Annotated in this window: 24 protein-coding genes; 8 read left to right on the top strand and 16 right to left on the bottom strand. The window is 42.3% G+C overall.

Annotation, left to right across the window (positions count from 1 at the left end; genetic code table 11):
* Nucleotides 1–604: 604 nt before the first annotated feature.
* The 4 genes from nifJ to AB5916_RS01825 form a co-directional block, all read right to left on the bottom strand.
* Nucleotides 605–4,144: a pyruvate:ferredoxin (flavodoxin) oxidoreductase gene (gene nifJ, locus AB5916_RS01840; RefSeq protein ID WP_368189021.1), complete on the bottom strand. Its 3,540-nt coding sequence runs from the start codon at nucleotides 4,142–4,144 to the stop codon at nucleotides 605–607.
* Between the two features lie 205 nt (nucleotides 4,145–4,349).
* The gene (locus AB5916_RS01835; protein WP_158422422.1) at nucleotides 4,350–4,760 is read right to left on the bottom strand and encodes an Rrf2 family transcriptional regulator; all 411 of its coding nucleotides are present in this window, start codon (nucleotides 4,758–4,760) and stop codon (nucleotides 4,350–4,352) included.
* Nucleotides 4,761–4,935: 175 nt separating this feature from the next.
* Entirely contained in the window at nucleotides 4,936–5,625 is a 690-nt protein-coding gene (locus AB5916_RS01830; protein WP_158422423.1) for a cytochrome c biogenesis CcdA family protein, read from the bottom strand.
* Nucleotides 5,597–6,121, bottom strand: a complete 525-nt coding sequence (locus tag AB5916_RS01825; RefSeq protein WP_368189020.1) for a shikimate kinase — start codon at nucleotides 6,119–6,121, stop codon at nucleotides 5,597–5,599. The genes AB5916_RS01830 and AB5916_RS01825 overlap by 29 nt, the downstream gene beginning before the upstream one ends.
* A gap of 194 nt (nucleotides 6,122–6,315) precedes the next feature.
* Between AB5916_RS01825 and AB5916_RS01820 the strand changes: the two genes are divergently transcribed.
* Nucleotides 6,316–7,956 (top strand): ABC-F family ATP-binding cassette domain-containing protein, encoded by a 1,641-nt coding sequence (locus AB5916_RS01820; protein ID WP_158422425.1) that lies wholly within the window; start codon nucleotides 6,316–6,318, stop codon nucleotides 7,954–7,956.
* Nucleotides 7,957–8,097: 141 nt separating this feature from the next.
* Here AB5916_RS01820 and AB5916_RS01815 read toward each other — a convergent pair whose 3' ends face one another.
* The 7 genes from AB5916_RS01815 to AB5916_RS01785 all read right to left on the bottom strand — a co-directional run bounded on the left by AB5916_RS01815 (nucleotide 8,098) and on the right by AB5916_RS01785 (nucleotide 15,465).
* The gene (locus tag AB5916_RS01815; RefSeq protein WP_368189019.1) at nucleotides 8,098–8,934 is read right to left on the bottom strand and encodes a hypothetical protein; all 837 of its coding nucleotides are present in this window, start codon (nucleotides 8,932–8,934) and stop codon (nucleotides 8,098–8,100) included.
* A 48-nt stretch (nucleotides 8,935–8,982) separates the two neighbouring features.
* The gene (gene ybaK / locus AB5916_RS01810) at nucleotides 8,983–9,459 is read right to left on the bottom strand and encodes a Cys-tRNA(Pro) deacylase (protein ID WP_368189018.1); all 477 of its coding nucleotides are present in this window, start codon (nucleotides 9,457–9,459) and stop codon (nucleotides 8,983–8,985) included.
* 88 nt (nucleotides 9,460–9,547) lie between these two features.
* The gene (locus AB5916_RS01805; RefSeq protein ID WP_368189017.1) at nucleotides 9,548–10,420 is read right to left on the bottom strand and encodes a DUF4203 domain-containing protein; all 873 of its coding nucleotides are present in this window, start codon (nucleotides 10,418–10,420) and stop codon (nucleotides 9,548–9,550) included.
* 18 nt (nucleotides 10,421–10,438) lie between these two features.
* Complete coding sequence (locus AB5916_RS01800) at nucleotides 10,439–11,659, bottom strand: transglutaminase domain-containing protein (RefSeq protein ID WP_368189016.1); 1,221 nt, start codon at nucleotides 11,657–11,659, stop codon at nucleotides 10,439–10,441.
* A gap of 54 nt (nucleotides 11,660–11,713) precedes the next feature.
* Nucleotides 11,714–13,228, bottom strand: coding sequence for an ATP-binding protein (locus tag AB5916_RS01795; RefSeq protein ID WP_368189015.1), 1,515 nt, complete (start codon nucleotides 13,226–13,228; stop codon nucleotides 11,714–11,716).
* Nucleotides 13,229–13,233: 5 nt separating this feature from the next.
* Nucleotides 13,234–14,571 (bottom strand): VWA-like domain-containing protein, encoded by a 1,338-nt coding sequence (locus tag AB5916_RS01790; RefSeq protein ID WP_368189014.1) that lies wholly within the window; start codon nucleotides 14,569–14,571, stop codon nucleotides 13,234–13,236.
* A gap of 12 nt (nucleotides 14,572–14,583) precedes the next feature.
* On the bottom strand, nucleotides 14,584–15,465 hold the full coding sequence (locus tag AB5916_RS01785) for a leucine-rich repeat domain-containing protein (RefSeq protein WP_368189013.1): 882 nt from the start codon (nucleotides 15,463–15,465) through the stop codon (nucleotides 14,584–14,586).
* Nucleotides 15,466–15,560: 95 nt separating this feature from the next.
* On the opposite strand from AB5916_RS01785, the gene pduL reads away from it, so the two are divergent.
* The gene (pduL, locus tag AB5916_RS01780; RefSeq protein ID WP_368189012.1) at nucleotides 15,561–16,199 is read left to right on the top strand and encodes a phosphate propanoyltransferase; all 639 of its coding nucleotides are present in this window, start codon (nucleotides 15,561–15,563) and stop codon (nucleotides 16,197–16,199) included.
* A 93-nt stretch (nucleotides 16,200–16,292) separates the two neighbouring features.
* Here pduL and AB5916_RS01775 read toward each other — a convergent pair whose 3' ends face one another.
* Nucleotides 16,293–18,425: an NlpC/P60 family protein gene (locus AB5916_RS01775; protein WP_368189024.1), complete on the bottom strand. Its 2,133-nt coding sequence runs from the start codon at nucleotides 18,423–18,425 to the stop codon at nucleotides 16,293–16,295.
* 207 nt (nucleotides 18,426–18,632) lie between these two features.
* Nucleotides 18,633–19,217 carry a zinc dependent phospholipase C family protein gene (locus tag AB5916_RS01770; protein ID WP_158422435.1) on the bottom strand — a complete coding sequence of 195 codons (585 nt, stop codon included), beginning with the start codon at nucleotides 19,215–19,217 and terminating at the stop codon, nucleotides 18,633–18,635.
* A gap of 402 nt (nucleotides 19,218–19,619) precedes the next feature.
* Here AB5916_RS01770 and AB5916_RS01765 point away from each other — a divergent pair, with 402 nt between their 5' ends.
* The 6 genes from AB5916_RS01765 (at nucleotide 19,620) to AB5916_RS01740 (ending at nucleotide 24,622) form a co-directional block, all read left to right on the top strand.
* Nucleotides 19,620–20,306 (top strand): helix-turn-helix domain-containing protein, encoded by a 687-nt coding sequence (locus AB5916_RS01765; protein ID WP_368189010.1) that lies wholly within the window; start codon nucleotides 19,620–19,622, stop codon nucleotides 20,304–20,306.
* A gap of 197 nt (nucleotides 20,307–20,503) precedes the next feature.
* The gene (locus tag AB5916_RS01760; protein ID WP_368189009.1) at nucleotides 20,504–20,959 is read left to right on the top strand and encodes a transposase; all 456 of its coding nucleotides are present in this window, start codon (nucleotides 20,504–20,506) and stop codon (nucleotides 20,957–20,959) included.
* A 76-nt stretch (nucleotides 20,960–21,035) separates the two neighbouring features.
* Entirely contained in the window at nucleotides 21,036–22,238 is a 1,203-nt protein-coding gene (locus AB5916_RS01755) for a tyrosine-type recombinase/integrase (protein ID WP_368189008.1), read from the top strand.
* Nucleotides 22,235–23,200: a tyrosine-type recombinase/integrase gene (locus tag AB5916_RS01750; RefSeq protein ID WP_158422699.1), complete on the top strand. Its 966-nt coding sequence runs from the start codon at nucleotides 22,235–22,237 to the stop codon at nucleotides 23,198–23,200. Before AB5916_RS01755 ends, AB5916_RS01750 begins: the two co-directional genes overlap by 4 nt.
* On the top strand, nucleotides 23,190–24,215 hold the full coding sequence (locus AB5916_RS01745) for a tyrosine-type recombinase/integrase (protein ID WP_368189007.1): 1,026 nt from the start codon (nucleotides 23,190–23,192) through the stop codon (nucleotides 24,213–24,215). The genes AB5916_RS01750 and AB5916_RS01745 overlap by 11 nt, the downstream gene beginning before the upstream one ends.
* A 176-nt stretch (nucleotides 24,216–24,391) precedes the next feature.
* Complete coding sequence (locus tag AB5916_RS01740; protein ID WP_334298004.1) at nucleotides 24,392–24,622, top strand: IS3 family transposase; 231 nt, start codon at nucleotides 24,392–24,394, stop codon at nucleotides 24,620–24,622.
* A gap of 229 nt (nucleotides 24,623–24,851) precedes the next feature.
* On the opposite strand, the gene AB5916_RS01735 is transcribed toward AB5916_RS01740, so the two are convergent.
* The 3 genes from AB5916_RS01735 to AB5916_RS01725 are packed head-to-tail and all read right to left on the bottom strand — an operon-like array spanning nucleotide 24,852 to nucleotide 25,856.
* Nucleotides 24,852–24,998, bottom strand: a complete 147-nt coding sequence (locus tag AB5916_RS01735; protein ID WP_368189006.1) for a Uma2 family endonuclease — start codon at nucleotides 24,996–24,998, stop codon at nucleotides 24,852–24,854.
* Entirely contained in the window at nucleotides 24,970–25,479 is a 510-nt protein-coding gene (locus AB5916_RS01730; protein ID WP_368189005.1) for an SHOCT domain-containing protein, read from the bottom strand. Before AB5916_RS01730 ends, AB5916_RS01735 begins: the two co-directional genes overlap by 29 nt.
* 26 nt (nucleotides 25,480–25,505) lie before the next feature.
* Nucleotides 25,506–25,856, bottom strand: coding sequence for a hypothetical protein (locus AB5916_RS01725; protein ID WP_368189004.1), 351 nt, complete (start codon nucleotides 25,854–25,856; stop codon nucleotides 25,506–25,508).
* Nucleotides 25,857–26,083 lie beyond the last annotated feature (227 nt).

The following is a 26,083-nucleotide window of genomic DNA, read 5'->3' as shown; positions in this document are numbered from 1 at the left end:
AAGTGTTCTTTTTGCTTTTATGCAATTCATCTTCCACCTGTAGAGGAAGGAGAATTCTTGCTATATATTATGTTAAATCTTTTGCATATTCTGACGCCTGCCTGTATTCCTCCTTCTTTTCTACCTCGCTATTCACGCAAAAAACACAAAAAGATACTGTAAAATAAGCATTGACAAATTAATTATATCGTATTGTTGGTTGCATTACAGAAAAAATCTTGGTTATATATCATGCAAGGCTTTCGCAGATTTCGACTGGGCTAATTTCTCTGTTATTTGCCGTGTTTGAGCACTGTAAGTGCGAGTTTGGCAAATGACAGAGATAATAAATGCCCGGGAGAAATCCGAAAACGAAGCCCTGATATATAAACATATTTTTTCTGCATAATGCACTCAAAACAAATAATATATTTAAATTTGCCAATGATTATTTTACTGTATCCGCCAAAACAAGAAAGACCCACAGCACCACCTTCATCAGGCAGTGCCGCAGGTCCACTTTATGCTACGACACGATAAACATATATTGGAGTGGCGTAGTAAAAGCACCTAACCCTATGTTTATACTATTAATTTATATTGCGGCCACTGCCGCCAAATAATCTTATTCCTCTGTTCCGTACAGAGTGATCAGCTTCTGCAGATACTCATATCTAGCTGCTGCTTCAGACTGGTTCTTAGCAAACAGTCTGGCAGCTTTCTCAGGATTCTGACGCTGTAAGGAGTTGTAACGAACCTCTCCATTCAGGAATCCCTGATAATCTGTCATATCCGGTGCTTTGGAATCAAGGCTGAACTTGTTGCCTTCTGCAGCCGGATTGAAGCGGAAGTTATGCCAGTATCCACACTTAACAGCCAGCTCTTCCTCTGTCTGAGCCTTTGCCATACCCTTCTTGATACCATGGTTGATACATGGAGCGTATGCAATGATCAGAGACGGTCCCGGATAAGCCTCAGCCTCAGCGATTGCTTTGATTGCCTGGTTGAAGTCAGCGCCCATGGAAATCTGAGCAACATATACATAACCATAGCTCATTGCGATAGAAGCCATATCTTTCTTCTTTGTCTCTTTACCGCCTGCAGCAAACTGAGCGATAGCACCAGTAGGTGTAGACTTGGAAGACTGTCCGCCTGTATTGGAGTAAACCTCTGTATCGAATACCATAACATTGATGTCACGGCCGCTTGCAAGTACATGGTCTACACCACCAAATCCGATATCGTAAGCCCATCCGTCACCACCAAAGATCCACTGGGATTTCTTAGCCAGGAAATCTTTCTGGGTAAGGATGTCTTTCGCTTTGTCACATCCGCATGCTTCCAGAGCTGCTACAAGTTTCTCAGTAGCTGCACCGTTAGTAGCACCACATGCAAATGTATCCAGCCATTCCTGGCCAGCAGCTTTAACGTCTGCATTGTCGCCATTAGCTACAACATCTTCTACTTTTGCTTTCAGGCCATCACGGATAGCTTTCTGAGCAAGAAGCATACCATAACCGAACTCTGCGTTATCCTCGAACAGTGAGTTGCCCCATGCAGGACCCTGTCCTTTGGCATTTACAGTATATGGTGTAGATGGTGAAGAGTTACCCCAGATAGAGGAGCATCCTGTAGCATTTGCAATGTACATTCTGTCACCAAACAGCTGAGTGATCAATTTAGCGTAAGGTGTCTCACCACATCCAGCACAAGCGCCTGAGAACTCAAGCAGAGGCTGTTTGAACTGGCTTCCCTTAACAGTTGTCTCTTTGAATTTCGCAATAACATCTTCTTTAACCGGAAGAGTTACTCCATAATCAAAGTATTTCTGCTCTCCCATGTTTGCTTCCAGATTCTCCATAGCAAGGGCTTTTGCACCTTTCTTGCCAGGGCATACGTTTGCACAGGAACCACATCCTGTACAGTCAAGTGCGGAAACAGTCATGGTGAACTTGTACTCTTTCATACCTGTCATAGGTAATGTTTTGATTCCCTCAGGAGCATTTGCAGCTTCTTCCTCTGTAAGAGCTACCGGACGGATAACAGCGTGCGGGCAAACATATGCACATCTGTTACACTGAATACAGTTCTCTGGATTCCATACAGGAATATTTACAGCGATACCACGTTTCTCGTATGCAGCAGCACCGGATGGTGTAGTACCGTCAACATAATCTTTGAATGCAGATACAGGCAGTGTATTACCTTCCTGTGCATTTACTTTAGCCTGGATGTTATTAACGAAATCAACAACTTCCTGACGTCCTTCGGAAGCATGAGTCATATGCAGGCCTTCATCTGCTGCATCTTTCCAGCTATCCGGAACCTTGATCTCAACAACCTGTTTTGCACCAGCATCAATAGCTGCCCAGTTCTTCTGAACAACATCATCACCCTTACGTCCGTAAGTTGCCTTTGCAGCAGCTTTCATAAGATCGATTGCCTGATCCTCAGGAATGATACCTGTCAGTTTGAAGAATGCAGACTGAAGGATTGTGTTGATACGTGTTGGTCCCATGCCAGTCTCAATACCGATCTTCACACCATCGATGGTGTAGAATTTGATATTGTGGTTAGCGATGAATGCTTTCACCTGTCCTGGAAGATGTTTCTCAAGTCCTTCCATATCCCATGCACAGTTAAGAAGGAATGTACCTCCGTCAACCAGCTCCTGAACCATGTTATATTTATTAACATAGGAAGGATTGTGGCATGCTACAAAGTCTGCTTTGTGGATCAGGTAAGTGGATTTGATCGGTTTCTTACCAAAACGCAGGTGAGACATGGTAACACCACCAGATTTCTTGGAGTCATAGTCAAAATATGCCTGAGCATACATGTCTGTGTTGTCACCAATGATCTTAATGGAGTTCTTGTTAGCACCTACAGTACCGTCAGCACCAAGTCCCCAGAACTTACAGTTAGTTGTTCCTTCTGGTGTAGTAACAAGAGGAGCACCTGTCTCAAGGGAAAGATGTGTCACATCATCTACGATACCGATTGTGAATTTCTCTTTTTCTGTATTGTCATAAACAGCAACGATCTGAGCAGGTGTTGTATCTTTAGAACCAAGACCATAACGTCCGGAGAAGATCTTAACGCCTGCAAATTTGCTGTCTTTAAGAGCAGCTACAACATCCAGGTACAGTGGCTCGCCAAGTGCGCCTGGCTCTTTTGTTCTGTCAAGAACTGTGATCTGTTTAACGGTCTCAGGAATAGCATCAACCAGTGCCTGTGCGCTAAATGGTCTGTACAGACGAACTTTGATCACACCAACTTTTCTGCCGGCTGCTGTTAAGTAATCGATAGTCTCTTCGATTGTATCATTTACAGATCCCATAGCAACGATCACATGGTCAGCATCAGCTGCTCCATAGTAGTTGAAAAGCTTGTAATCTGTACCGATCTTAGCATTAACCTTGTCCATGTACTCCTGAACAACTGCAGGAAGTGCATCATAATATGGGTTACATGCCTCTCTTGCCTGGAAGAAGATATCCGGGTTCTGAGCAGAACCTCTCTGGCATGGATGGTTCGGGTTAAGAGCATGATCACGGAATGCCTGGATAGCATCCATATCAGCCATATCCTTCAGGTCTTCATAATCCCATGTCTCGATCTTCTGGATCTCATGAGAAGTACGGAATCCATCAAAGAAGTTGATAAACGGAACTTTGCCTTTGATTGCAGCAAGATGTGCAACAGGAGTCAGGTCCATAACTTCCTGTACGGAAGACTCGCAAAGCATTGCACAACCAGTCTGACGACAGGCCATAACATCGGAATGATCTCCGAAAATAGAAAGTGCGTGAGAAGCAAGTGCACGGGCAGATACATTGAATACACCCGGAAGCTGCTCACCAGCGATTTTGTAAAGGTTAGGGATCATCAGCAACAGACCCTGTGAAGCTGTATAAGTAGTTGTCAGGGCACCTGCTGCCAGAGATCCGTGTACAGCACCTGCTGCACCAGCCTCAGACTGCATCTCAGTTACCTGTACTTCCTGTCCGAAGATGTTTTTTCTACCCTGGGTTGCCCACTCATCAGTGGCTTCAGCCATAACAGATGAAGGAGTGATAGGATAGATAGCAGCTACATCTGAAAATGCATATGAAGCATGAGCAGCTGCATGGTTTCCATCCATGGTTTTCATCTTTCTTGCCATAGTTTTATCTTTCCTCCTTAAAGATTTATAAAAATATTATTTCTAGACATCTAAGTGCCTAAAATTCCATTTACTATTATAGCATACAATTTCTCATATTTCTATTTTAGTTTCTGTTTTTTTTGTATATTATAAGATACAAAAGAAAGAAAAAAAGCACCGGTGAACGGGGGCTGACCGCATACCGGTGTTTCTTATTCATGTTTTAATCTGTCAGTCCCAGAACCTGGTCAAGGGGCTTTCTTTTCAGCAGACGCCACAGCTCATCCTGGATCTCTGCCAGTTCTTTGTGCATATAGCATACACTTCCGTCCTGGCCATTACGGACACATTCATTTTTCGGATTAAGGCATTCGATAATATACATGTCCGGATCAATCGCATAGTATACCTCAAACAAAGTCAGAGAACCTAAATCTTTATTCAAAGTATAACCGCCATGGACGCCTCTGAAACCTTTTACGATTCCGGCTTTCTGGAGTTTTTTGAGAATTTTATAGGCAAAAGGAGCTGTAATAGCTTCCCTGTCACAAATCTCATTCACACTTAAACGTGTTTCTCCTGCAAGCGCCCGAAGGACTCTTACTGCATAGTCACATTCTCTCGTAATAAACATACCTTTATAACCTCTCTCTTTAGCATTTGCATTCTAGTTGTTGATCCTTAGTTGTCTTTTCCTCCCTGACAAATCGAGTATAACAACTTTAAAGGAAAAATTCAACAACATATCTAAATATATTTGGCGTTTTTTGAAAAAAACGTCATTTTTTTCATGAAAGTTATAAGGTTTTTTATTTTTCTCCGAAAATTAACACAAAACCAACAAATAATATGACCGTTCCCAACACATATCTGATTCTTTTACTCCATGTATCATACTTTGGATTTTCCATCATCTTCTCTACATAACTGTAACTGGTACCTGCTGCGATGAGCAAAATGCTGTGCCCAAGTGCATATAAAACCATAAGAAGAATCCCCCAGCCAGTGCTTTTCCCAAGCCGCGCAACAAGTGCAAGAAGCGCCACCATAACCGGGATCGCACAATGGGAAGCAAACAAACCTCCAAGAGCGCCTGTGAGAAATGCTCCTGCATATCCTCTCTTCATGGTATGTTCATCAAAATGGATATGAGGGATCACATTCACCACGCCAAATACCTGAAGTGCCATAAGAACCATCAAAATTCCCATAAGCACTGCCCACCAGTGTCCTGCCTCATGCATATGATGTCCGATTGCAGAGGCTACAGAACCAAATACGCCAAAAGTAACTGCCATACCTGCAGCCATAGCAAGAGAAAGCCGAAATGCCTTCCCGGGGCTTGCCTTGGAAGCACCTACGCAGGTAAGCAGCATAGGCACAGTTGCCAGGGAGCAGGGGGTAAAGGATGTAATGATCCCGGCCACAAGGGCAAGAAGCGGTGCAGCCCAGAAGCTTGCAGCCATACAATTAGTTATGGTTTCCAATATTCCATTCATTTATAATCTCCTCACATATCTGTCTGTCACTTTTTCCATCGGTTGCTATCTGATAATCTGCAGCAGCCTCATATTTGGGGCGGCGTGCTTCCATCAGTTCTTTAATTGCCTCTACGGACTTTTTCCCTTCCAGAAGAGGGCGGTCGTGATTATTTTTCACACGTCTTAAAATGGTTTCCGGCTGAGCCGTAAGAAGAACTATTTTCCCATTTTTCTTCATGATCTCTACATTTCGAGGCTGCATTACTGTTCCTCCTCCACAGGAAACCACCACATTTTCCTGATCCTGGATCTTCTCAAGAAATTCCGTTTCTTTTTTGCGGAAATATGCTTCCCCTTTCTCTTTAAAAATCTGGGATATCTTCATTCCTTCTTCCACTTCGATCTGGCGATCCATCTCAATTTGCTTCATATTATAATACCTGCAAAGGCATCTGGCCACTGTGCTTTTACCAGTCCCCATAAACCCGGTGAGATATAGCTGTCCTGTTTTCATTTTTTATCAACTCCGTTCGTAAATTACCCTGTTTTCCAGGTCAGGCTTTCACACATTATAGCAGTGGTTTATTTTTTTGTAAAGAAATGCATAGAAAAACCAAAATAATTCTTACAAAATTCACAGTTTACGATAGGAAGGAAATCGGCTATACTAGAGAACAGTGAGCAAATCGACTATATTCGGAGGTAAATATGATTTCAGCAAATAACATCACACTGCGTGTTGGAAAAAAAGCGCTTTTTGAAGATGTAAACATCAAATTCACAGAAGGCAACTGTTACGGTCTGATTGGTGCCAATGGTGCAGGAAAATCCACATTCCTTAAAATCCTTTCAGGACAACTGGAGCCCACCAAAGGAGATGTGGTGATCACACCTGGTCAGAGGCTTTCCTTCCTGCAGCAGGATCATTTCAAATATGATGCCTATCCTGTACTGGATACTGTAATCATGGGAAACGCCCGTCTTTATCAGATCATGAAAGAAAAAGAAGCCATTTATGCAAAGGAAGACTTTACAGATGAGGATGGTATCCGTGCCAGCGAACTGGAAGGTGAATTTGCAGAAATGAATGGCTGGGAAGCAGAATCTGAGGCAGCTACCCTGCTGAACGGACTTGGTGTAGATACAGAGTACCATTATTCACAGATGGCTGATCTGAACGGAAGCCTGAAGGTGAAAGTTCTTCTTGCCCAGGCATTGTTTGGTAATCCGGATATCCTGCTTCTTGACGAGCCTACCAACCACCTGGATCTTCCTGCTATTGAGTGGCTGGAAGAATTCCTGATCAATTTTGATAATACGGTAATCGTGGTATCCCATGACCGTTATTTCTTAAATAAGGTATGTACCCAGACTGCTGACATTGATTATGGCAAAATCCAGCTTTATGCAGGTAACTATGATTTCTGGTTTGAGTCCAGCCAGCTGCTGATCAAGCAGATGAAAGAAGCAAACAAGAAAAAAGAAGAAAAGATCAAAGAGCTGCAGGAATTTATTTCCCGTTTCAGCGCTAATGCTTCCAAATCCAAACAGGCTACTTCCAGAAAACGTGCTCTTGAAAAAATCCAGCTGGATGATATGCGTCCTTCCAGCCGTAAGTATCCATATATTGACTTCCGTCCAAATCGTGAGATCGGTAATGAGGTACTAATGGTAGAAAATCTTTCCAAGACCATTGACGGCGTAAAGATCCTTGACAACATCTCCTTTACTCTTGGGCGCAATGACAAAGTGGCTTTTGTAGGTGCCAATGAGCTTGCCATCACCACCTTCTTCAAGATCCTTACCGGAGAGATGGAGCCTGATTCCGGTAATTATAAATGGGGTATTACCACCTCCCAGGCATACTTCCCTAAGGATAATACCCAGGAGTTTGACAATGATCTGACCATCACGGACTGGCTGACCCAGTATTCTGAGATCAAGGACGCTACCTATGTCCGAGGCTTCCTTGGACGTATGCTTTTCCCAGGAGAAGACGGTGTAAAACGTGTCCGTGTTCTTTCTGGTGGTGAGAAGGTTCGCTGCCTTCTTTCCAAAATGATGATCTCCGGTGCCAATATCCTGCTTCTGGATGAGCCTACCAACCATCTGGATATGGAGTCCATTACTGCACTGAATAACGGACTGATCAAATTCCCAGGTGTGATCCTTTTCACTTCTCATGATCATCAGTTCGTAGAAACTACAGCCAACCGTATCATGGAAATCCTTCCAAATGGTACATTGATTGACAAGATCACTACCTATGATGAATATCTGGCAAGTGATGAAATGGCTAAAAAGCGCCAAGTATTTACTGTGAATGAAGCGGACGCATCTGACAACTGATCTTCCCTGCTGCACTGACAGCTACAATATCAAAACCAATCTTGAAATCACAAAAGAGGAAACTGCATCTGCAGCTTCCTCTTTTATAATGTAGCATATGATAATACAGACAGGATCTTCAAAAGCCTAATACAATGATGCTCATCTTACCTGAACCTTCATTCCAACATAATCAGATGGATAACAGAAAGTAATTGATGTATTCACACTCTGGATCCAGTTGGTTGTACGCTTCGGTGCATTCATCAGCAGATAGCGAAGACTGGAATACGTATTGGTGTATGCCTTGTTCCGGCTGTAAGAACTCATCAGCTTGCCCTTATAGTATACACGGTATGCCACTGCACTATTCTCAAAAGTGTACTGCTCAAAGGAATTATTGCTTCCAAGAGTACGTCTTGCAACTGTACCTCTCTTTGCAGACATAATCACAGGAGCACCTGTAAGGTTACTGCCGGTCATAGTGAAGTTCACACTTCTGCCCTTAGCTGCCTTCACAAGTTTCATCGGACGGTGGGATGCTCTCTGTTTCACAAAAGAAATCCCCGCCTTGCCTGACTGCGTGGTATAATCCACACGGATCGTCACACTTCCCCGATTAACACGGATACAGGAAAGCATTCCTGAATTACTGCCCGCACTTTGTTTGATAAATGTACCAGCTGCGTTGTTCACATAAACGCCCTTATTCGTGCTGCGCACCATATACTCGGTAGGCTGACTGCTCTTGCCTCTTGGGTAAGATGCGATCACTGCATCGTATCTGGTTCTTGTATTGGCCGGAGTCACATAAACCGTATAGGCTGTGATCTTGTTGGTGCCAATGCTTTTGTTCAGCACATGATAGGTCTGTCCTGCAGATATGGTAAGAGTAGCTCTTCTTCTTGTGGCTGCTGATGCAGGTACTGTTGCTGTGATGATCGCAGCTGCTGCTATCAGCGCTGCCGCAAACCATTTAAAAACTTTCTTCTCTCTCATTTTGCCTCCTTAGCCGCCTTTTACAGGCCTTTTTGATTTTCATTCTCCTTACATGGTTATGGGAGCAAGCTTGCCTCCTGTAACTTTCAGAAGTCCCTCCAAAGGTGCTTTCAGTGTAAGACCGATCCTGCCGCCACTAATATATATCTCCTGAAACTCACCGGCAGACTGATCAAATACCACCGGATAGGGCTTCTTCATCCCGATAGGACTGCATCCGCCTCTTACATAGCCGGTGATCTTTGTGATATCCTTCACATGAATCATATCCACTGCCTTCTCGCCAACAGCCCTGGCTGCAGACTTACGATCCACTTCTGCTTCGATAGGAACCACAAATACATAATACCCACCGCTCTTGCCTTCCATTACCAGTGTTTTAAATGACTGCTCATGAGGTGCCTGGATCATATCTGCACAATGGATACCATCAATAAAATCATCGCATTCATAAGTAAATGCCTGATAAGGTACCTTCTGTCTCTCCAGCATCCGCATGGCATTTGTTTTGGTTTCTTTTGCCATTTCTGTCGTCCTCCTAAAGATGCATTTATATTATAATACCTGATTTATATTAATCCGTAATATCTATTTTCCTTTTTCTGGTTCTTCTCTAACTCTGCTGTTTCTTCTGTTCCCACATCTGGCTGTGGATGTCCTGTGCTTTTGCCCCGTCCGTCTTTTTAGATCCCGAAACTCTTTCATCCTTGGCCAGATCCAGCTTTCCAGTAAAATAATCCTCAAAATCATCCTCATCCAGCAGCTCTTCTTCCAGAATTTTTTCTTCAAGTTCTTCCTGATCTGCCTCATCCTCCAAAACTTCTTTCTTTTTGATTCTCTCCTCAGATGATCTGCGATCCAGCTGTTCCTCTCTTCTTGGTGCCTTCGCTGCCCTTGGCTTATTAATAGCAAACTGGATCAGCATTCCAAGAATAGCAAATGCAGCACCAAAAAGGATTCCGTAGGGAATCTGGTCCATAGCCAGAAGCTTTGCAAGAGACAAGCCTGCAGTTACGCCTCCAAGAAAGCTGGTTCCCACAATAATCACTTCCCTGTCATAACGCAGAGCCAGCACACCAATCCCAACTCCGATCAGAATACAAAGAAAAAAGGAAAAAGAACTGGTGGGATGGATCAGATAAATACTTAAAAACAGGCCAAGTCCTGCGCCCAAGATAAAAATACCTGCCCGGTAAATCATAAAAGCCAGAACTGCCATCACAACACCGATCCCAAGCATAGCCGCCATATAATATGCCTTTTCCTCAGTATCTATACGATACACCAGGAAAAAGCCGATTCCTGCCCCGATACAGAAACCAAAGATCATCATCCAGAATCGCAGCAGCCTGTATCCAAGGATACAGTTAGTCAGCCCGAAAACAAATACGATCCCAAATACGATGATCATGATCCCAGATAGCACCTGAATCCCCAGGATATTATCCATCATTTGCCCAAGCTTATTAAGAATCTCCACATTCATAATCATTTCCTCCCACTTTCAGAACATGAAATACATAGTCTTCATATTTTCAAGTACCCCATAATGGTACTCAACCTGTTCCACTCCCTGTAAGTATATATAATATAAAGCAATCTGCTGTATTTTCTTATTAGCGATCAAATCCTGATATGCCTGCTCATATCCTTTCTGCGTACTGAATTTGAACCGAACAACGGCAGCACCATTGTCAAGTCTCATTTTACAATAATCATAAACACTTTGCCAGTCATAGCTGTCAAAACATCCCTGATTCAGCACATAAAAGTTCTTGGCAGTAGCCGTGCAGGCAGGCACCTTAAATTCTGCCGATGGTGTGTAGGTCTGTTCATATTCATCCGGAAAAGGACAAAGATAATCATAGATCGTGGTCTTATGCTCTGCCAGCTGCACAGCATCCCCTTCCAGAAATTCCGGCTGATCACCATTGGTGGCATCCAGATAATAATACTCTCCCTCCAGCTTGATAATATTCCAGGCATGTCCCTGATCACTGTTCTTTGTATCACCATCCACATAAATACAGTAAACGCCCAGATGATCCAGAAGATACTGGGCCGCTCCTGCATATCCTGCACATACTGCCTGCTTTTTCCAGAAAACTCCGGCAATACTCTGATCATCCTCAGATTCCTGGTAACTGGCAGTATCGATCAGATACGTATAGGCCATCTGTGCCTTAACATAATCATCTGCCCCCTGTGGGATCAATGCGTCCAATTGCTGACAGGCCTGACTCATTGCCTGAAGGATCTGTTGGGTTTCAGTCTCTGTATAGCTGTAGCTGGGGGAAAACATACAATAATCCCCTTCTCCATAAGTAGTTTTTATCACCTGGTTCCTGTTATGCATCCAGAAAAACTCCGGATGATCTTTTAAAACAGCATGATAAACCCTGTCTACCGATTCATTGTCACCAATCGTAAGATAAAACTCTTTTTCTTTTTTCTTTATGCCGGCTTCCATCTGCCTGTAGGCCCGCTGCTCCTCTTCATCAAGCAGAGAAAAATAGTATTCAACCTTTCCAGGCTCTCCCCCGGAAATCTCCTGTTTCCGCAGCTGCTGCACCTCCTGTGGCTCCATACCAAGAAGACCCTGCAGCAGTTCCTGGATCTTCTCTGTCTGCCTCAGCTTTTTCACAGCAGACAACACCAGAAGTACTAGAAACAGAAGGATCAGAAAAGCTTTAAGAAATTTTCGCTTTCTTTTCTTTTTCTTCATGTAGCACCTTTCTGTTTGTTTTTCCAGATTATTTTTAACTCACTAAAAAAACTCTTATTCACCCAGTTCCTGGATCCGATGGAGGATGTCGTTTGTATTTTCCCTGAAAAGCAGTTCTTTATTATATCTGAAATAGCGCTCACAGGAATACTCTCCCAGAAAGCGAACTCCATTCTCGCTTCTGTTCAATTCGGAAATAAAGACTACCAGCTCCTGGCCTCCTGGAAAAACAGCTTCCATAAAGTCAAATGCATATTCCAGCTTTAAAGATGTCTGTTCAAAAGAATTATGATACTCATCCTGCTTTTCCTGGAATAAAGCTTTCAGCCTTTCAAAAACCTGTACTCCATCTCCATTGTCTTCTGACCTTATAAGTCCTAACCACTTTTCAAGGGTTTCCCCTGCTTTCCGATAGCGGTAATCCTCTTCCCTGGTGAAAAAGCCAGCCTTTTTCTTCATCGCATAATCCATTTCAAAGCTGTTTTCCATATCCTCCAGATAGATCATCGGCTGATCTGCCGAAGGACCTGTAAGTGCACTTTTTGCACCTTTTAATAATTCAAATAAAATTTCCAGACCTTTTTCCTGCTCCACAGTTTCATCAAAGGCCAGGTTTAACTTTGAAAGCAGAAGTCCTGTCACACTTAACCTTTCATCGAAGGAAGCATGTGCAGCTTTCTTAACAAGAATATCATCAATCTGTCCGTCCAGTACCCGGTCGATCTGGTAATCTGTCCGATATTTATAATACAGTTCCAGATAATTTGCAAAATCCCTGGCGATTCTTGGATGCTGAATATACTGAATCACCACTTCCCTGTCAAAGGATTTGTCCAGCCTTTCATATACCTGAAGCATTCTTGACAGATCTTCCCATCCTCTTGGGGTAGCAAATACTCTGCCATCTACTGTGCTTTCCATGGAATAAAAATTCTCAGGGTGCATATTCAGGTAAGAAAGTACAGCCCCGTGCACACCGGCCTGATATGCATATTCCTTCCATGCCTCCAGATCAGGCTCCACCAGGATTTTCTTCACCCTGTCCATAGTAACCACATCAAATTCCCTAACAGACTTATTATATTCCGGAGGATTACCAGCTGCAACGATCAGCCATCCTTTGGGGATCTGATGGCTTCCAAAGGTTTTGCACTGAAGGAACTGAAGCATTGCCGGCGCCAAAGTTTCTGATACACAGTTGATCTCATCTATAAAAAGAATCCCTTCCCTGACACCTGTTTCCTGGATCTTTTCGTAAACAGCGGCCACAATCTCACTCATGGTATATTCTGTTACTGCTTTTTTCTGCCCGTCAAATTCCTTCTGGGATATGAAGGGAAGTCCAATGGCACTTTGCCTTGTATGGTGGGTAATAGTATAAGACACCAGTCCAACCTTGCATTCCCTTGCGATCTGTTCCATGATCTGGGTTTTACCGATGCCCGGTGCTCCAATAAGAAATACAGGTCTTTGTGCATTTACCGGTATTTCGTATTCACCATATTCGTCTTTCAGAAGATATGCCTGAATGGTATTTTTGATTTCTTCCTTTGCACGTTTAATATTCATTGCTTCTATCTCCTTTTCCCCTGGGACTGCTCCAGATCCTCAGGGTCAAGGATCAGCTTTATGGCCCATGGTGGAACGTCCACATCCTGATAATCATCTTTCATAAACACAAAGGCTGTTTCATAGGGTGGCATCTTCCCCGGAAAAATACCATATCCGTCAGTAAAATAGATCAGCCCCCGCAGCCTGGTAAATTTCTTTTCTTTTTGAAGCTTTTCCACATAAGCAAAAGGCGGACGGAAGTCTGTACCTCCCTGTCCTTTTACTGTAAAATGATCCATATAATCTTTCAGCTTCTGTCCATCTGTGATCACAGTATCTGACTGGATCCGGTCATCGCACTGGATCATATGTACATGAATACGCCTGAAAAAGCTTTCTGTTTCACTTAAAACACTGTATGTTTCCTCAAGAAATCTCTTCACCAGATCTCCCTGGCAGGACATGGAGGTATCGATCACGATCACGAAATCTTCTACCTTCTGTTCTTCTTTTGTTTCCAAGGGCTCGATAAGCGGCATATTCCCATACAGGTTCATCCCGTAATTATAAAAGATATAGTCAAAGGTGTCCATATCTACCTTCATTTCTTCTTTCAAAACAGCAAATTTCCGCAGAAATTCCCGATAATCATATTTTTGTCTGTTCTCAACATTCAGCTGATCCATAAGACTTTTGCTGCCTTTTGAAGCTTCTTTTGAAAAAGTCTCCATTTCTGTCTGCATCTTATTACGCAGATCTTCCCATTTTTTCTTCTGCATCTGGGACTGGCTTTTATTCTTGCCTGAATCGTACCATTTCCTGTGGTCATCCAGAGTAAATTCCCTTTTCAGCTCTTCTATTTTGGCCTTTGCAAGATGAAGACTGCACAGCCTGCGATACACTTTCTGGGCTGTCATCACCTTTCCTTTCTCCAGAAGAAGGGCTTCTGCCTGGCGGCGCACCATTGTTACCGGCCTGTGCACACATTTCACATACAAACCATCTATAATTTCTTCCACTACTACATCACAGGCCAGATTCCAATATTCCTGATCTACTTTGTTATCTGGATAAATGTGGCAGAAAATACAATGAAACAGAGTATGAAGATATAGGCGGTTCACCTGTTCCCTGCTTTTTTTAAACATTGCCATCAGTTTCTCTGGCTGATAATAAAAAAGATCTCCGTCAGATCCGGCTGGTGACATCTCCATATCCCCTGCCGGATACAACTGTGCCAGTGCATTATCCAGAAACCGCATATTCAGATACAGCTGGTTTCTGGTATTTTTCAAAATATCTTCACAGATCTGTTGGGCACGAAGTGCCCTCTCCTGTGTATCATGAACAGCGTTGATCATTTGCCGGTCCTCCTAAAGCATAAAGGAAGGTCTTCCTGCCGGAAAGTGTATCCTTCCATATTCCATCAGCATACTGACTGTACCTTCATCTCCAGTCTTGCCAGCCATCCCCAGAATGTGATCATATACAGCCTTTTCTGATCTGTCCAAAGGATACGTTTCCATAAGAAAAGCCAACTCTTCCTGCCTCTGCCCGCAAATCAGCAGCCCAGCCAGCTGCTCATAATGTGACTGAATATATAACTCATACTGTTCTCTTGCATTTTGCCCCAGTTCCCAGGGCGATTTCAGCCTTCCAAAAGCCAATTCCAGCAGAAATTTCTCATTTTCCTGGGCACAGGCCATTTCAAAACGCTTATCATACTCTTGATAATTAAACCGCTTCCCTGCAAAACAATTACGATAATACAGCCCGCTTCCATGGATCTGCGTCATAAGGATCCTGGCAGGTGTATTCTCAACTCCTTCTTCGTAATATTCAGGAAACCAGAGAACAGCTTCCACACTGCCAGATAAAACCACTTCCAGTTCCTCTCCAATCTCCGAAAGTATCTCCTTAATGCCGGAGTCTTGTCCCTCCATATGCACATACAGCTTTTGAATATTGTGACACCCTGTAAAAGCACCGCTTCCTATATCCGTAAAGCGGCTTCCAAACCACATGGTATGCAGGCTTCTGCAGTTATAAAATCCATATCTTCCAATCTTTTTTACAGTATCCGGAAGGCACAAAGTCTCCAGACTTTTTCCTGAAAACAGGTATTCTTTTAATTCTGTTACAGGCAATCCATCCAGCATACCTGGAATCTCCACTACGGATGGATCTCCCTTCAGCGCTGTAATCACCACATATCCATTCTTTTTTTCATATTCAAAACTACTGTTTTCTTCCATTGTATGATTCCTTTCCCCAGAGAAAAAGGTTGCCTTTTTCCCTGATCGGGCTTAAACTGAAAAGCAAACACAAATGTTCATTGGAGGTATATCAAATGAGTATCAAAATCCCTATTGAGACCTCAGCCCGGCACATCCATCTATCCGAAAGGGATTTCCATCAACTTTTTGGAAATGATGCCCAGCTTCATAATATAAAAAGTCTCAGCCAGCCTGGACAATACCTGTGCCAGGAACGAGTGACCGTTACCGGTCCAAAAGGCTCTTTTGAAAGCATGGCTGTCCTTGGGCCATTCCGATCAGAAACCCAGGTAGAGCTTTCTCTTACAGATACACGGAAAATTGGTATTCCCGGAGAGATCAGACAGTCTGGAGATACAACAGATACTCCTGGCTGTACATTATCAGGTCCCTTGGGGCAGATCACCATCCCCTCCGGTGTGATCGTTGCCAAACGTCACATCCATATGACCCCTTCAGACGCAGTAGCACTGAAAGTCCAGGATAATGATGAAGTATTCGTGCTTACTAAAAGCTACGGAAGGGCACTGATCTATGCGGATGTGGTTGTACGTGTAAGCTGGGATTACCGTCTGGCCATGCATGTTGATACAGATGAAGCAAATGCCTTTTCCAGTGATAAGGACGCTTATGGTGTAATCGTTCGGTTCTTTGACCGTAACTACAATACAGATAAATGGATTGAAGATGTTCTATCCGGGATCAATCGATAGCCGCATTTCTACAGAAGGCTACGTCAGTTAGGAAATCATCTGAGATTCGATATAATATATCAGGGCAGCGTTCATATGGACGCTGCCCTGTTCTTATTTGGTCTCAGTAGAAGTTCCTGTATCCAACACATTTTCCAAAGAGTTATCTACATACACCTCACTGATAAATGCAGGTATACCTGCTTCCTCTGCCTGTTCCTGATCACCGGAAGGCCCTGCTGCCGCCTCATCTTCCGGAGGATAATACTCAGCAATTACATCAAATACACTTTGTCCGCCTGCTTCTGTCTCCTCCAGAACTGTCTGGGACTGAAGAAGATCTGAAAGTGCATTATTTACAGTTACATCACTGACTACTACCTGTGCATTACCTTCTGATGTAAATGGCTGATTGGCAGGATCATATACATTCTGGCTTGCCTTTATAATATCCTGAAGCGTATTCGTCACTGTAACATCTGTAACAAAATACTGGGCATTGCTATTCTGTGCACCCTGTGCTGCCATCTGAGCTGCCTGCTGGATCGTAGGATAGAAAGAAGGCTGACGGATATACCGGAAACTGGCACTGTATGCTTCCCCTACGGTAACGCCATTCTGGCTGGCAGAGCAGTGAACTGCGATCCAGTCGCCTGCCTCTGTCTTGCCGCAAAGAATACCAACATGGTTATTCACGCCTGCTTCTGGTCCCTTCTGGAATACCAGATCTCCTGGCTGCGCATCTGCCTCACTGACTACATTGGCCTTTCCCCACTGATCAGAAGTGCCATTCCCTACACTTGCTTCCATAGCCTGGTTCTGATAGCCATTCACTACTGCCCAGGTAACAAAACCACTACAGTCAAGGCCATATGCACGCCTGGTACCGGTACTTTTGCTGCCCTCTGCAGTAACAGTCTCAACGGTACCCCAGCTTGGATCCTCTCCAAGCACTAAAGACTTACCACCCCAGAAATAACCAACTTTACCGATCAGGGAATAGGCAGAAGTGATCACATTTACTCTCTCTTCAGATACACTATCGCCAACGCTCTCTCTTACAAATCCTTTTGCAGCAGTAACTACTGCACACAAAAGGCTGCAGTCTGTCTCTGTATACTTTTTCAGCACTGCTCGCTGATCTTTGGGAATCTTATTTTCTTTAATATAGTGGTTGATATGGTAATTACCATAGGAAACCTTGGTAATATCACTGGAATCCCGGATCACAGGATTCATTCTTGAAAAGATATCTGCCAGGGCTGCCTTGCACGATCCATCAAGTATATAGGAAGTTACTCCCTGCTGACTCTGCTCATATATGTACACTGCCAGAATATCCTGCCAGTTTCTTACCAGCAAAGTATCTGCTGAGGAAGTCACTCCACCTGTAGTATCTGAAACATCGGCAAGCTTGTTCTTTGCCTTATATTCTTTCTCGATTTCATCCATCACAGAAGCAAAATCATCTGAAAAGCTAAGCTGATAATTGTCCTGCAGACTGTTCAGGTAAAAATCCTTGCCTGCATGGAGATTAGAAACCATATCTGTATAATATAGCGGATCTCCCTCGATTGCCTCTGCCTCTTTTTTTTCTTTTTCTTCTTTTTCCTTTGTATCTTCCAGCTTCTTCAGCTTTTTCTCCATATTAAGGAAAAGCTGATAATTGGATACAAGAGACTTTTCGCTGTCTGAAAGTGCATCATATGCCTTACGGATCTTATGAATCTCATCCTTCTGATCCAGTGTAATATCCTCAAGAAGAGACAGGGCATCAATCCTGTCAATAATATCCCTCACTGCCTCTGAAACTGGTGCTTCCGACGGAACCGGTGTTGATGTAATCTCCGGTGTATCTGTAGTTCCCGGTGTAGGTGTAGCCTCCGGTGTCTGAGTCGGCGTGGCCGATGGTGAAGACGGTGTCTGGGTAGGCGTAGCTGTAGGACTGTGAGTAGGCTTCGGCGCCTGAGTTGGCTCTGCCGGTGCCTGAGTTGGCTCTACTGGAGCCTGTGTTGGCTCTACTGGAGCCTGCGTCGGCTCTGTCGGCGCCTGGGTAGGCTCTACTGTTGGCGCCTGAGTTGGCTCCGGTACCGCAGTAGGCACAACTTCCCCATAACTATCATCAATCTGTTCTCCTGACTCAAATGCTCCGCCATCACTGGCTGCAAAAACTGCAGCTGGTCCGGACAGTACCATTGCTGAAATAATCGTCATGCATAAACATTTTGTCAGATATTTATTCTTCATATTTTTCAAGATGCTCCCTTCCTTGCCATGAACATCCCTTTACTCCCCTATATAAAGGTCTGATACGTGATAAAACGGTTCGCTTAAATATTAACTTTGTCTATTGTATCATAATCTTTTTTTCAAATCAACCTTCAAGAAAATATCCATTCCCATTTTATCCAATTTTCACTTTCTCTTCACATTATGTTAAGGAACGCAGACCTTTTATGCAAACGCAGCCATATTCTCCTGTCTTCTGGTACATAACTGTACAATTCCCTGGATCACCTGATAGCAGACCATCAGGATATACTGGATATCCTCTGTGATATTTCTCTTTTTACGAAGATAACTGGTGTGGCTTACCTGTATGAATTCTGTAAGCTCTTCCAGGTTTTTAAAATAGACATCCCTGAAAACATAGGCTCCGGCAGCACCACTTTTAATGCAGATCTTCAGTCTTTGCTTCAGGATCTTTTCATACTGGCTGTGCTCATACAGGCTTCCAGTATACGTCCTGTTGTGAGGAAATGTAAAATAGTCTGCCACATAATGCAGCACTTCCCCAAAATTCCTCCAGTAGACACGTTCCTTCCCTTCCAGGGGACCATGCTCCACCAGCTGAAGCATCTTTTCCTGAATCTCTCCAAAGGTACTGAAATACTCATGCTTCTTCACAACAAAAGATGGGCGTATATCCGGAAGGATACTCCCCAGACAAAATGCCTTTCTGTGAGACTGCAGGCTTTCATCTACAGTCAGCTGATCTGCCAGATATCTGGCAAGTAAAATATGCGATTTCTTACGCAATCGATCCCTCTGCTTTCCTGCCGCTGGCCTTTGTAATGGTTACACGGCATATATGGCGAAAACATTGTAATGCTTTCTTATCTGTATTGTATTTTGGCTTATAACTGTATACACGCTGAATAGTTATGTATTCTGATACTATCTTAGGTTAGCGGCCTATACATCATACTATAACAGATATGCAGAAAAACTTCAAATAAACTTCCAATAAACTTTACATAATATTTTGTCAAAAAAAGCTTATGCTTCCGTTCAAAATGCACAAGTATTTGTCTCTTGTACACACCTTCTCAAGGTGCCAGTTTATTATTAATCTTCTTAACTGAAGGGCTGCCGGTCACATTGATATGCTACCCTCATATAGGACAATGAAATATAAAAGTCCTATATGGGGGTATTTTCATGTCCAGAAAAAGCAAAATAGATCCAATAGTAAAGGTAAAAATAGTTGAGCAATATCTTGATGGAGAGATTGGATTGGGTCAGGCAAGTAAAAACCTTGGAGTCGCTTGCCAGAGTATTAGAAAATGGATTTCTATATACCAATGCAATGGACCAACAGGTTTACTTAATCAACCCAAAAACAAAAGTTACTCAAAAGCACTAAAAATATCTGCGGTAAATGATTATCTTAATGGAGCTGGTTCTCTTGATGATATTTGCTTAAAATACGGAATCCGGTCACACACACAACTTTTAAAGTGGATTCAGGTGTATAATTCTGGTGGAATATTAAAAACATCCACTGGAGGTGCTTGCATGAAAAAAGCAAAATCAACGACTCTTGATGAGCGATTAAAAATAGTTACGGAATGCTTGGCAAATGATAAGAATTATGGAGCAATGGCTTTGAAATATCAATGTTCTTATCAACAAGTTCGTAACTGGGTAAAACGATACGAAGAAATGGGAAGTAAAGGTCTGGAAGACCGTCGTGGTAGACGAGTCGGATCATTACCAAGTCGTACATCTGAGGAAGAATTACGTGATAGAATCGTTGAGCTTGAAAGAAAAAATCTTGATTTACAAATGGAAAATGATCTGTTAAAAAAAGTCAGAGAACTAGAAAGGAGGGATCACTATCTTTAGTTCACCGTTTAGCCGCATATAAGGCAATCAAAGAATTATCTTCTGACAAGGGATATCCTGTAGATAAACTTTGTAAGTATCTTAATATTACACGCTCTGCATACTATCACTGGCTAAAACATCCGAAAAACAATAATGAACTGCAGAACGAAACGTTATCTATTGAAATTCAAAAGATACATAAAGAACATCCGGATATGGGATATCGTAGAATCCGAGATGAATTAGATGGACACAAAGGAATTCATGTGAATGATAAACGAGTTCTCCGCATCTGTAGAAAATATGATATAAAGTCAAATATTAAATGGAAACCCAAAAGCTGTACCAGAGGAGAACGAAATCCCGATCACATTGTCAAAAACTATTTACATCGAGATTTTCATGCGGATAAACCGAATGAGAAATGGCTCACCGATGTATCCGAGTTTAAATATTACAGCGGAAATGAAGTGCACAAGATATATTTGAGTGCTATTTTAGATTTATACGATCGAAGAATTGTAACTTTTAAAATAAGTGACCATAATGATAATCCATTAGTTATGAATACTTTTGATGAAGCAGTTTGCTTGGAACCTGATGCACATCCGCTCTTCCATTCTGACTATGCCGAAGAAAAAACTATGCCGAAGTTTTTCACTTTTGCCTGATATTACTTCGATTAAGAATAGTTTTTCGGCATAGTATTATATAATTGAAGCATCATTTTTAAGGAGGTGCTTCAAGATGGATATTAATACTGTCTGCACATTGCTCATCGAAGCTTTGAAAAATGCTGGATATAACGAATCCACCATTTTCAACTACCAGGGTGCTGTCAGAAGATTTAAGGCATTCTGTAAAGAACACGGAGTCACTGAATACAGCTATGAAATCGGCAAGCTTTATGCTGACGCTGTAATCAGTCCCAAAATCGGGAAATTCAGTAAAGAGCGTTATCATCTTCAAGGCCGCTTCTTCCGTTTGATTGAATCTTATGTTAATACTGGGCAGTTTGATTTTTCTGTTACCACAAGAGCAAGAGTACAACCATCCGGGGAGTATTACGGCAAGGTATACTCGGACTACTGTTACTATTTAAGGGAGAGATATGATAACGAGAACACACGGCATTTTTATGAGTATGGCATGTACTCATTCCTTTCTTTTCTGGAAAGAGGGTATGATGTTTGTCCATTGGAATCATTGACAACCTCTATAATCCTCGACTATGTTAAGTGTTCAAAGCCTGAGCGGCAGCGTGGAATCCTTTGCGAACTCAGGAACATTTGCCGATACCTTGATCGTAACGATCTGTTGATGGCATTGTCAGGCATTCATGCCCCCGGACATCATCGTATCATTCCTGTACTTGAAACAGAGGAACAGGAACGCATCAAATCCATTACAGAAGATAATGAAACCCCTCTGCGCGATTCAGCCATGATCCTTCTTGGGTTAACTACTGGTATCAGGGCATGCGACATCATCAAGTTGCGTTTGACGGATATAGATTGGCGGAACGATACAATCTCTTGGAAACAAAGTAAAACCGGAAATCTTGTCTGTGTCCCTTTAACTCCGGCAGTAGGCAATGCGATTGCCAGATATCTGACCAGACAACGACCTGATGCCCCAAACGACTACCTGTTTGTAAGACTTATCGCTCCTTTTGACCCGCTTTCATGCCATTCCTCATGCTACATGATGGTAAAGCGTATTCTTGAAAAGGCACATGTATCTAAAGATGAACGCATACTGGGAATGCATATGCTCCGGCATAACGCCGCATCGACAATGGTCAGGAATGAAGTTCCTGTTGAAACGATTGCTGCCATACTTGGACATTCAGACCCCGATACCACCAGTATCTATATCACTACTGACGAAATAAGGCTGAAGGAGTGTGTCCTTCCTTTTGGTGACATATCGAAGGAGGTGCATTCATGAACGCCTTTATTAGCAAACTTGGTCCGGCTATGTCCGAGTTCCTTGATTATAAACGCGCATTGGGTATCAAGTATGCAGCGGCTGCCACATATCTTAGTGAATTAGATCGGTACAATGCCGCCCATGGTGACCATCACACTCTGGTTAAGGAAGTTGTAGACGGCTGGGCTCTGGAACATGCACAAAAATCAACCACTGCCGATAGAAGTTGGGTATCTCCGATACGTGAATTCGGCCGATATCTTGTGATTTCTGGAGATAGCGATGCGTATGTGTTGGATAATTCATTCATCATTCAGCGATATCATCCGGATGTCTACCTGATGACAGAGACTGAAATACAACGCTTTTTTAATGAATGCGATCAGTATGTCCTCCGACACAAGGCTCCAGGCAGGGCATATGTTTTTCCGGCGCTATACCGTTTCATGTATTGCTGCGGCGTCAGGTCAGTGGAAGCAAGGCAGTTGAAATGCCAGGATGTTCATCTGGACAAAGAATACGTCGATATCCTGTGGGGCAAGGCCCATCGTGACAGGCGACTGTTTTTATCAGAAGAACTGACTCAGTATCTTATAGATTATAACGCTGCCATAAGAAAGATATTTCCAGAAAGAGAATACTTCTTCCCTGGCGGGCACGGAGGAATTTGTTCCAGTACTGCTTTATCTGTTAACTTCAAAAACATCTGGTTGGCAGCCGGTTTAAAAAGAGACGGAAAAGTAAAACCCCGGGCTTATGATTTGCGACATCACTTTGCCTGTGCAAACATCATGCGTTGGTCATCAGAAGGAAAGGATATCCACGCAATGCTTCCATATCTGATGAGATATATGGGGCATTCTTCATTGGATAGTACTTATTATTACATACACCTAATTCCTGATTTCTTTCCTCAATACCGTTGCATGACTGCCTCCACAGAAGAACTGATTCCGGAGGTGGATGCTGATGAAGTATAAAAGGAATAAAGATAAAGATTTCTGGCAGATGGCACGAGCCTACCTTCATGATTTTATGCCTGCGGTGCGAAACCAGTCGGATAAATCTGTTGCAGCTTACAAGCAATCCCTGAACTCCTATCTTTCATTTTTAGAAAACACGAAAGGGCTCAAGGAAGACCAGGTGACATTTGAAGCATTCAGCCGTAGCAATGTTAAAGACTTTGTTGAATGGCTTCATGAAAAAAAGTACGCATCCAAAACAATCAACCTGAAGCTGACTGCAATCCGCTCTTTTCTGAAATACTGTGCAGATGAAGACTTTGAACTCCGCGGTATCTACAATGAAATTTGTTCAGTCAGGAAGGTCAAAGAAGAAAAGAAGCCGATGGAATACCTGCAGCTGGCTGCAACAAAAGCAATACTGGCAGCATACGATACCAGGACGGCAAAGCACCGCCGTAACAGGATGATCCTGATTCTTCTCTACGATACAGGAGCAAGGGTACAGGAGCTTTCAGATCTGTCTGTATCGTCTCTCCATCTAGATATGCCCAACCCCTATGTCACACTGACAGGAAAAGGACGCAAAACCAGAAACGTATCCGTTATGAAGAAAACAGTGCTTCACCTAAGAAAGTATCTTGAAGAATTCCATCCTGATTTAACTGAGGCACCGCTATTCTATAGTCATCTTGATGGAGTCCCTCACCAGCTTTCGACTGACAGCATCAGTCTGATACTCAAAACAGCTGCGAAGAAGGCTCGAGACACATGTCCGGAGGTACCAGAAAACGTTCATTGCCATTTGATCCGTAAGACAAAAGCGATGGATCTGTATCGTAACGGAGTGCCGCTTCCTTTTATCACGCAGCTGCTTGGTCATGAGAGTATGTCAACGACATCCGGTTTTTATGCATTTGCAACGCTTGAAATGATGAGTGAAGCAATGAATAAAGCCGCTCCGGCATTTGATGAAAGCGAGAAAATCTGGAAAAAGTCAGACATAAAAAAGCTTCTCTACTCCTTGGATTAACCTGGAATACTATGCCGAAGATTATTTCAAAGTTGAAGAAAATTCAGGCAATAATTTAAAACTTCGGCATAATTTTTTATTCGGCATAGTCAGAATTATACCGAATTCAGGATAATTCTGATCGTGGATTTCAATATACAAGTGCACAATTCTGCACCCGGTTAAAGAAACATCATATGAAACAAAGTATGTCCAGAGTTGCCCATTGTATTGATAATGGACCGATGGAAGGGTTTTGGGGGATTCTAAAACGAGAGATGTATTACTGCCAACATTTCAATGATAGAACTACCTTAATTGCAGCTATAACCGATTATATCCATTATTACAATAATCAACGATTGCAAAGAAAGTTAAATGTGATGACACCAATGGAATATCATGATCAATATATAAAAGCAGCCTAAAAATATCGCCAGCCATAAATCGGCTGACGATACAAAAATTTATTATTTTTTATTGTCCTATTGACAGGTAGCACACCACATCCCAGCAGCCCTCTTTTTTGTATCATCAATCTACATTTGCAAATATCTCTGTCAGAGTCAGGCTGATATTAGGAAACTCTTTTAATGTAATTACAGTATCTGCATTATAATGAGCTTCTTCTGGATCATCTTGTAGAATATAACACGCTTACAACTTATATTTTCCTGATACCAAATAATAAATTTCTACTGCTCGTTCTTTGGGTGACACAATCCAATACTCGTTTACGCCTGCTTCCTGATAAATATCTTTTTTATCTGTTTTATTACAATAATTCTTTTTTCTTCTTATCAAATTCTTCCTGTGTTATGGCTCCCATGTCCAATAATTCTTTCAGTTTTTTTATAACTTCTAAATTATCATTTACATTTTCATTTTTTTCTTCCTTGAATGATGTATTTGTTTTTTCTCTACTGCTATTGTATGATTCATTTTTAGTTTTTCCACAAGCACAAGTTCCAACATAATTATTATTCATTCTACCACAAAATGAGCACTTCCACATACCTTCTTCACGTGCGGATGAAGAATTATCTTGAAACAAAGAACTTCGACCATAGTTATTATTATAGTTGTAATTTTCAGAATCTAACGAATTATAATCATACTGCGATCTTTTATTTTCCGGCTTAGTTAATGCCACAATAAGTGCAATGAATCCAAAGAAGAACCCCCACCAGAACCAATTATCATCATATCCCTTATTATTGATAACAGCTTTTGTAGCATAACCCCACACAATTCCCCAAATTATAACTCCAATAATGTATGCCATATTTCTTTCCTCACATAATTGTTTTTTTACATTTTCATTATTACAAAACCGAATATTGCACAAATCGCTCCGCCTATGCAAAATGCAATAGACTGAATACGAAATTCCCACATCTTTTTCTCATCATCTTCTGCCATTTTCTCATAACTAGATGCAATATAGTCATATGTAGATGTGAAATATCCGCTATAGGAATTTGGATCAGTTATCGTATCATTATATCCGTCCATGCACGTTTCATAATGATCTTTATAAAAGGAATAATCTTCATTATTCACATTAGAGTATCCCAATATAAAGCATACACAAGCCAATATTAAGAGACCAATTCCTGCAAATTTTGTATTTTTATTCTTAACTTTTGTTCCTTCTTCCACTCTTTTTTCCCTACGCTTCTATAATCTTTTTTTCTTCTCCTGGTACTCCGCTTCAGTTACATATCCTTCCTTTGCTTATTAGTTCGTTCAAATCTTTCAACTGCAATTCTGTATTTGCCATATAGTCTGTATTCGCCCGGGTTGCTGTGCTGTAAAAAACAACCTTCGGTGACTCTTCTTTTTTTGGTTCTGTTATTTCATTTGATGGTTCAGTTTGCAATTGAAGC

The organism is Blautia sp. 1033sp1_1033st1_G9_1033SCRN_220408 (assembly GCF_040929965.1).
GTDB lineage: Bacteria > Bacillota > Clostridia > Lachnospirales > Lachnospiraceae > Blautia_A > Blautia_A ammoniilytica.
Note: the sequence above shows the minus strand (reverse complement) of the source record. Positions and strands in the feature narration are given on the sequence as shown.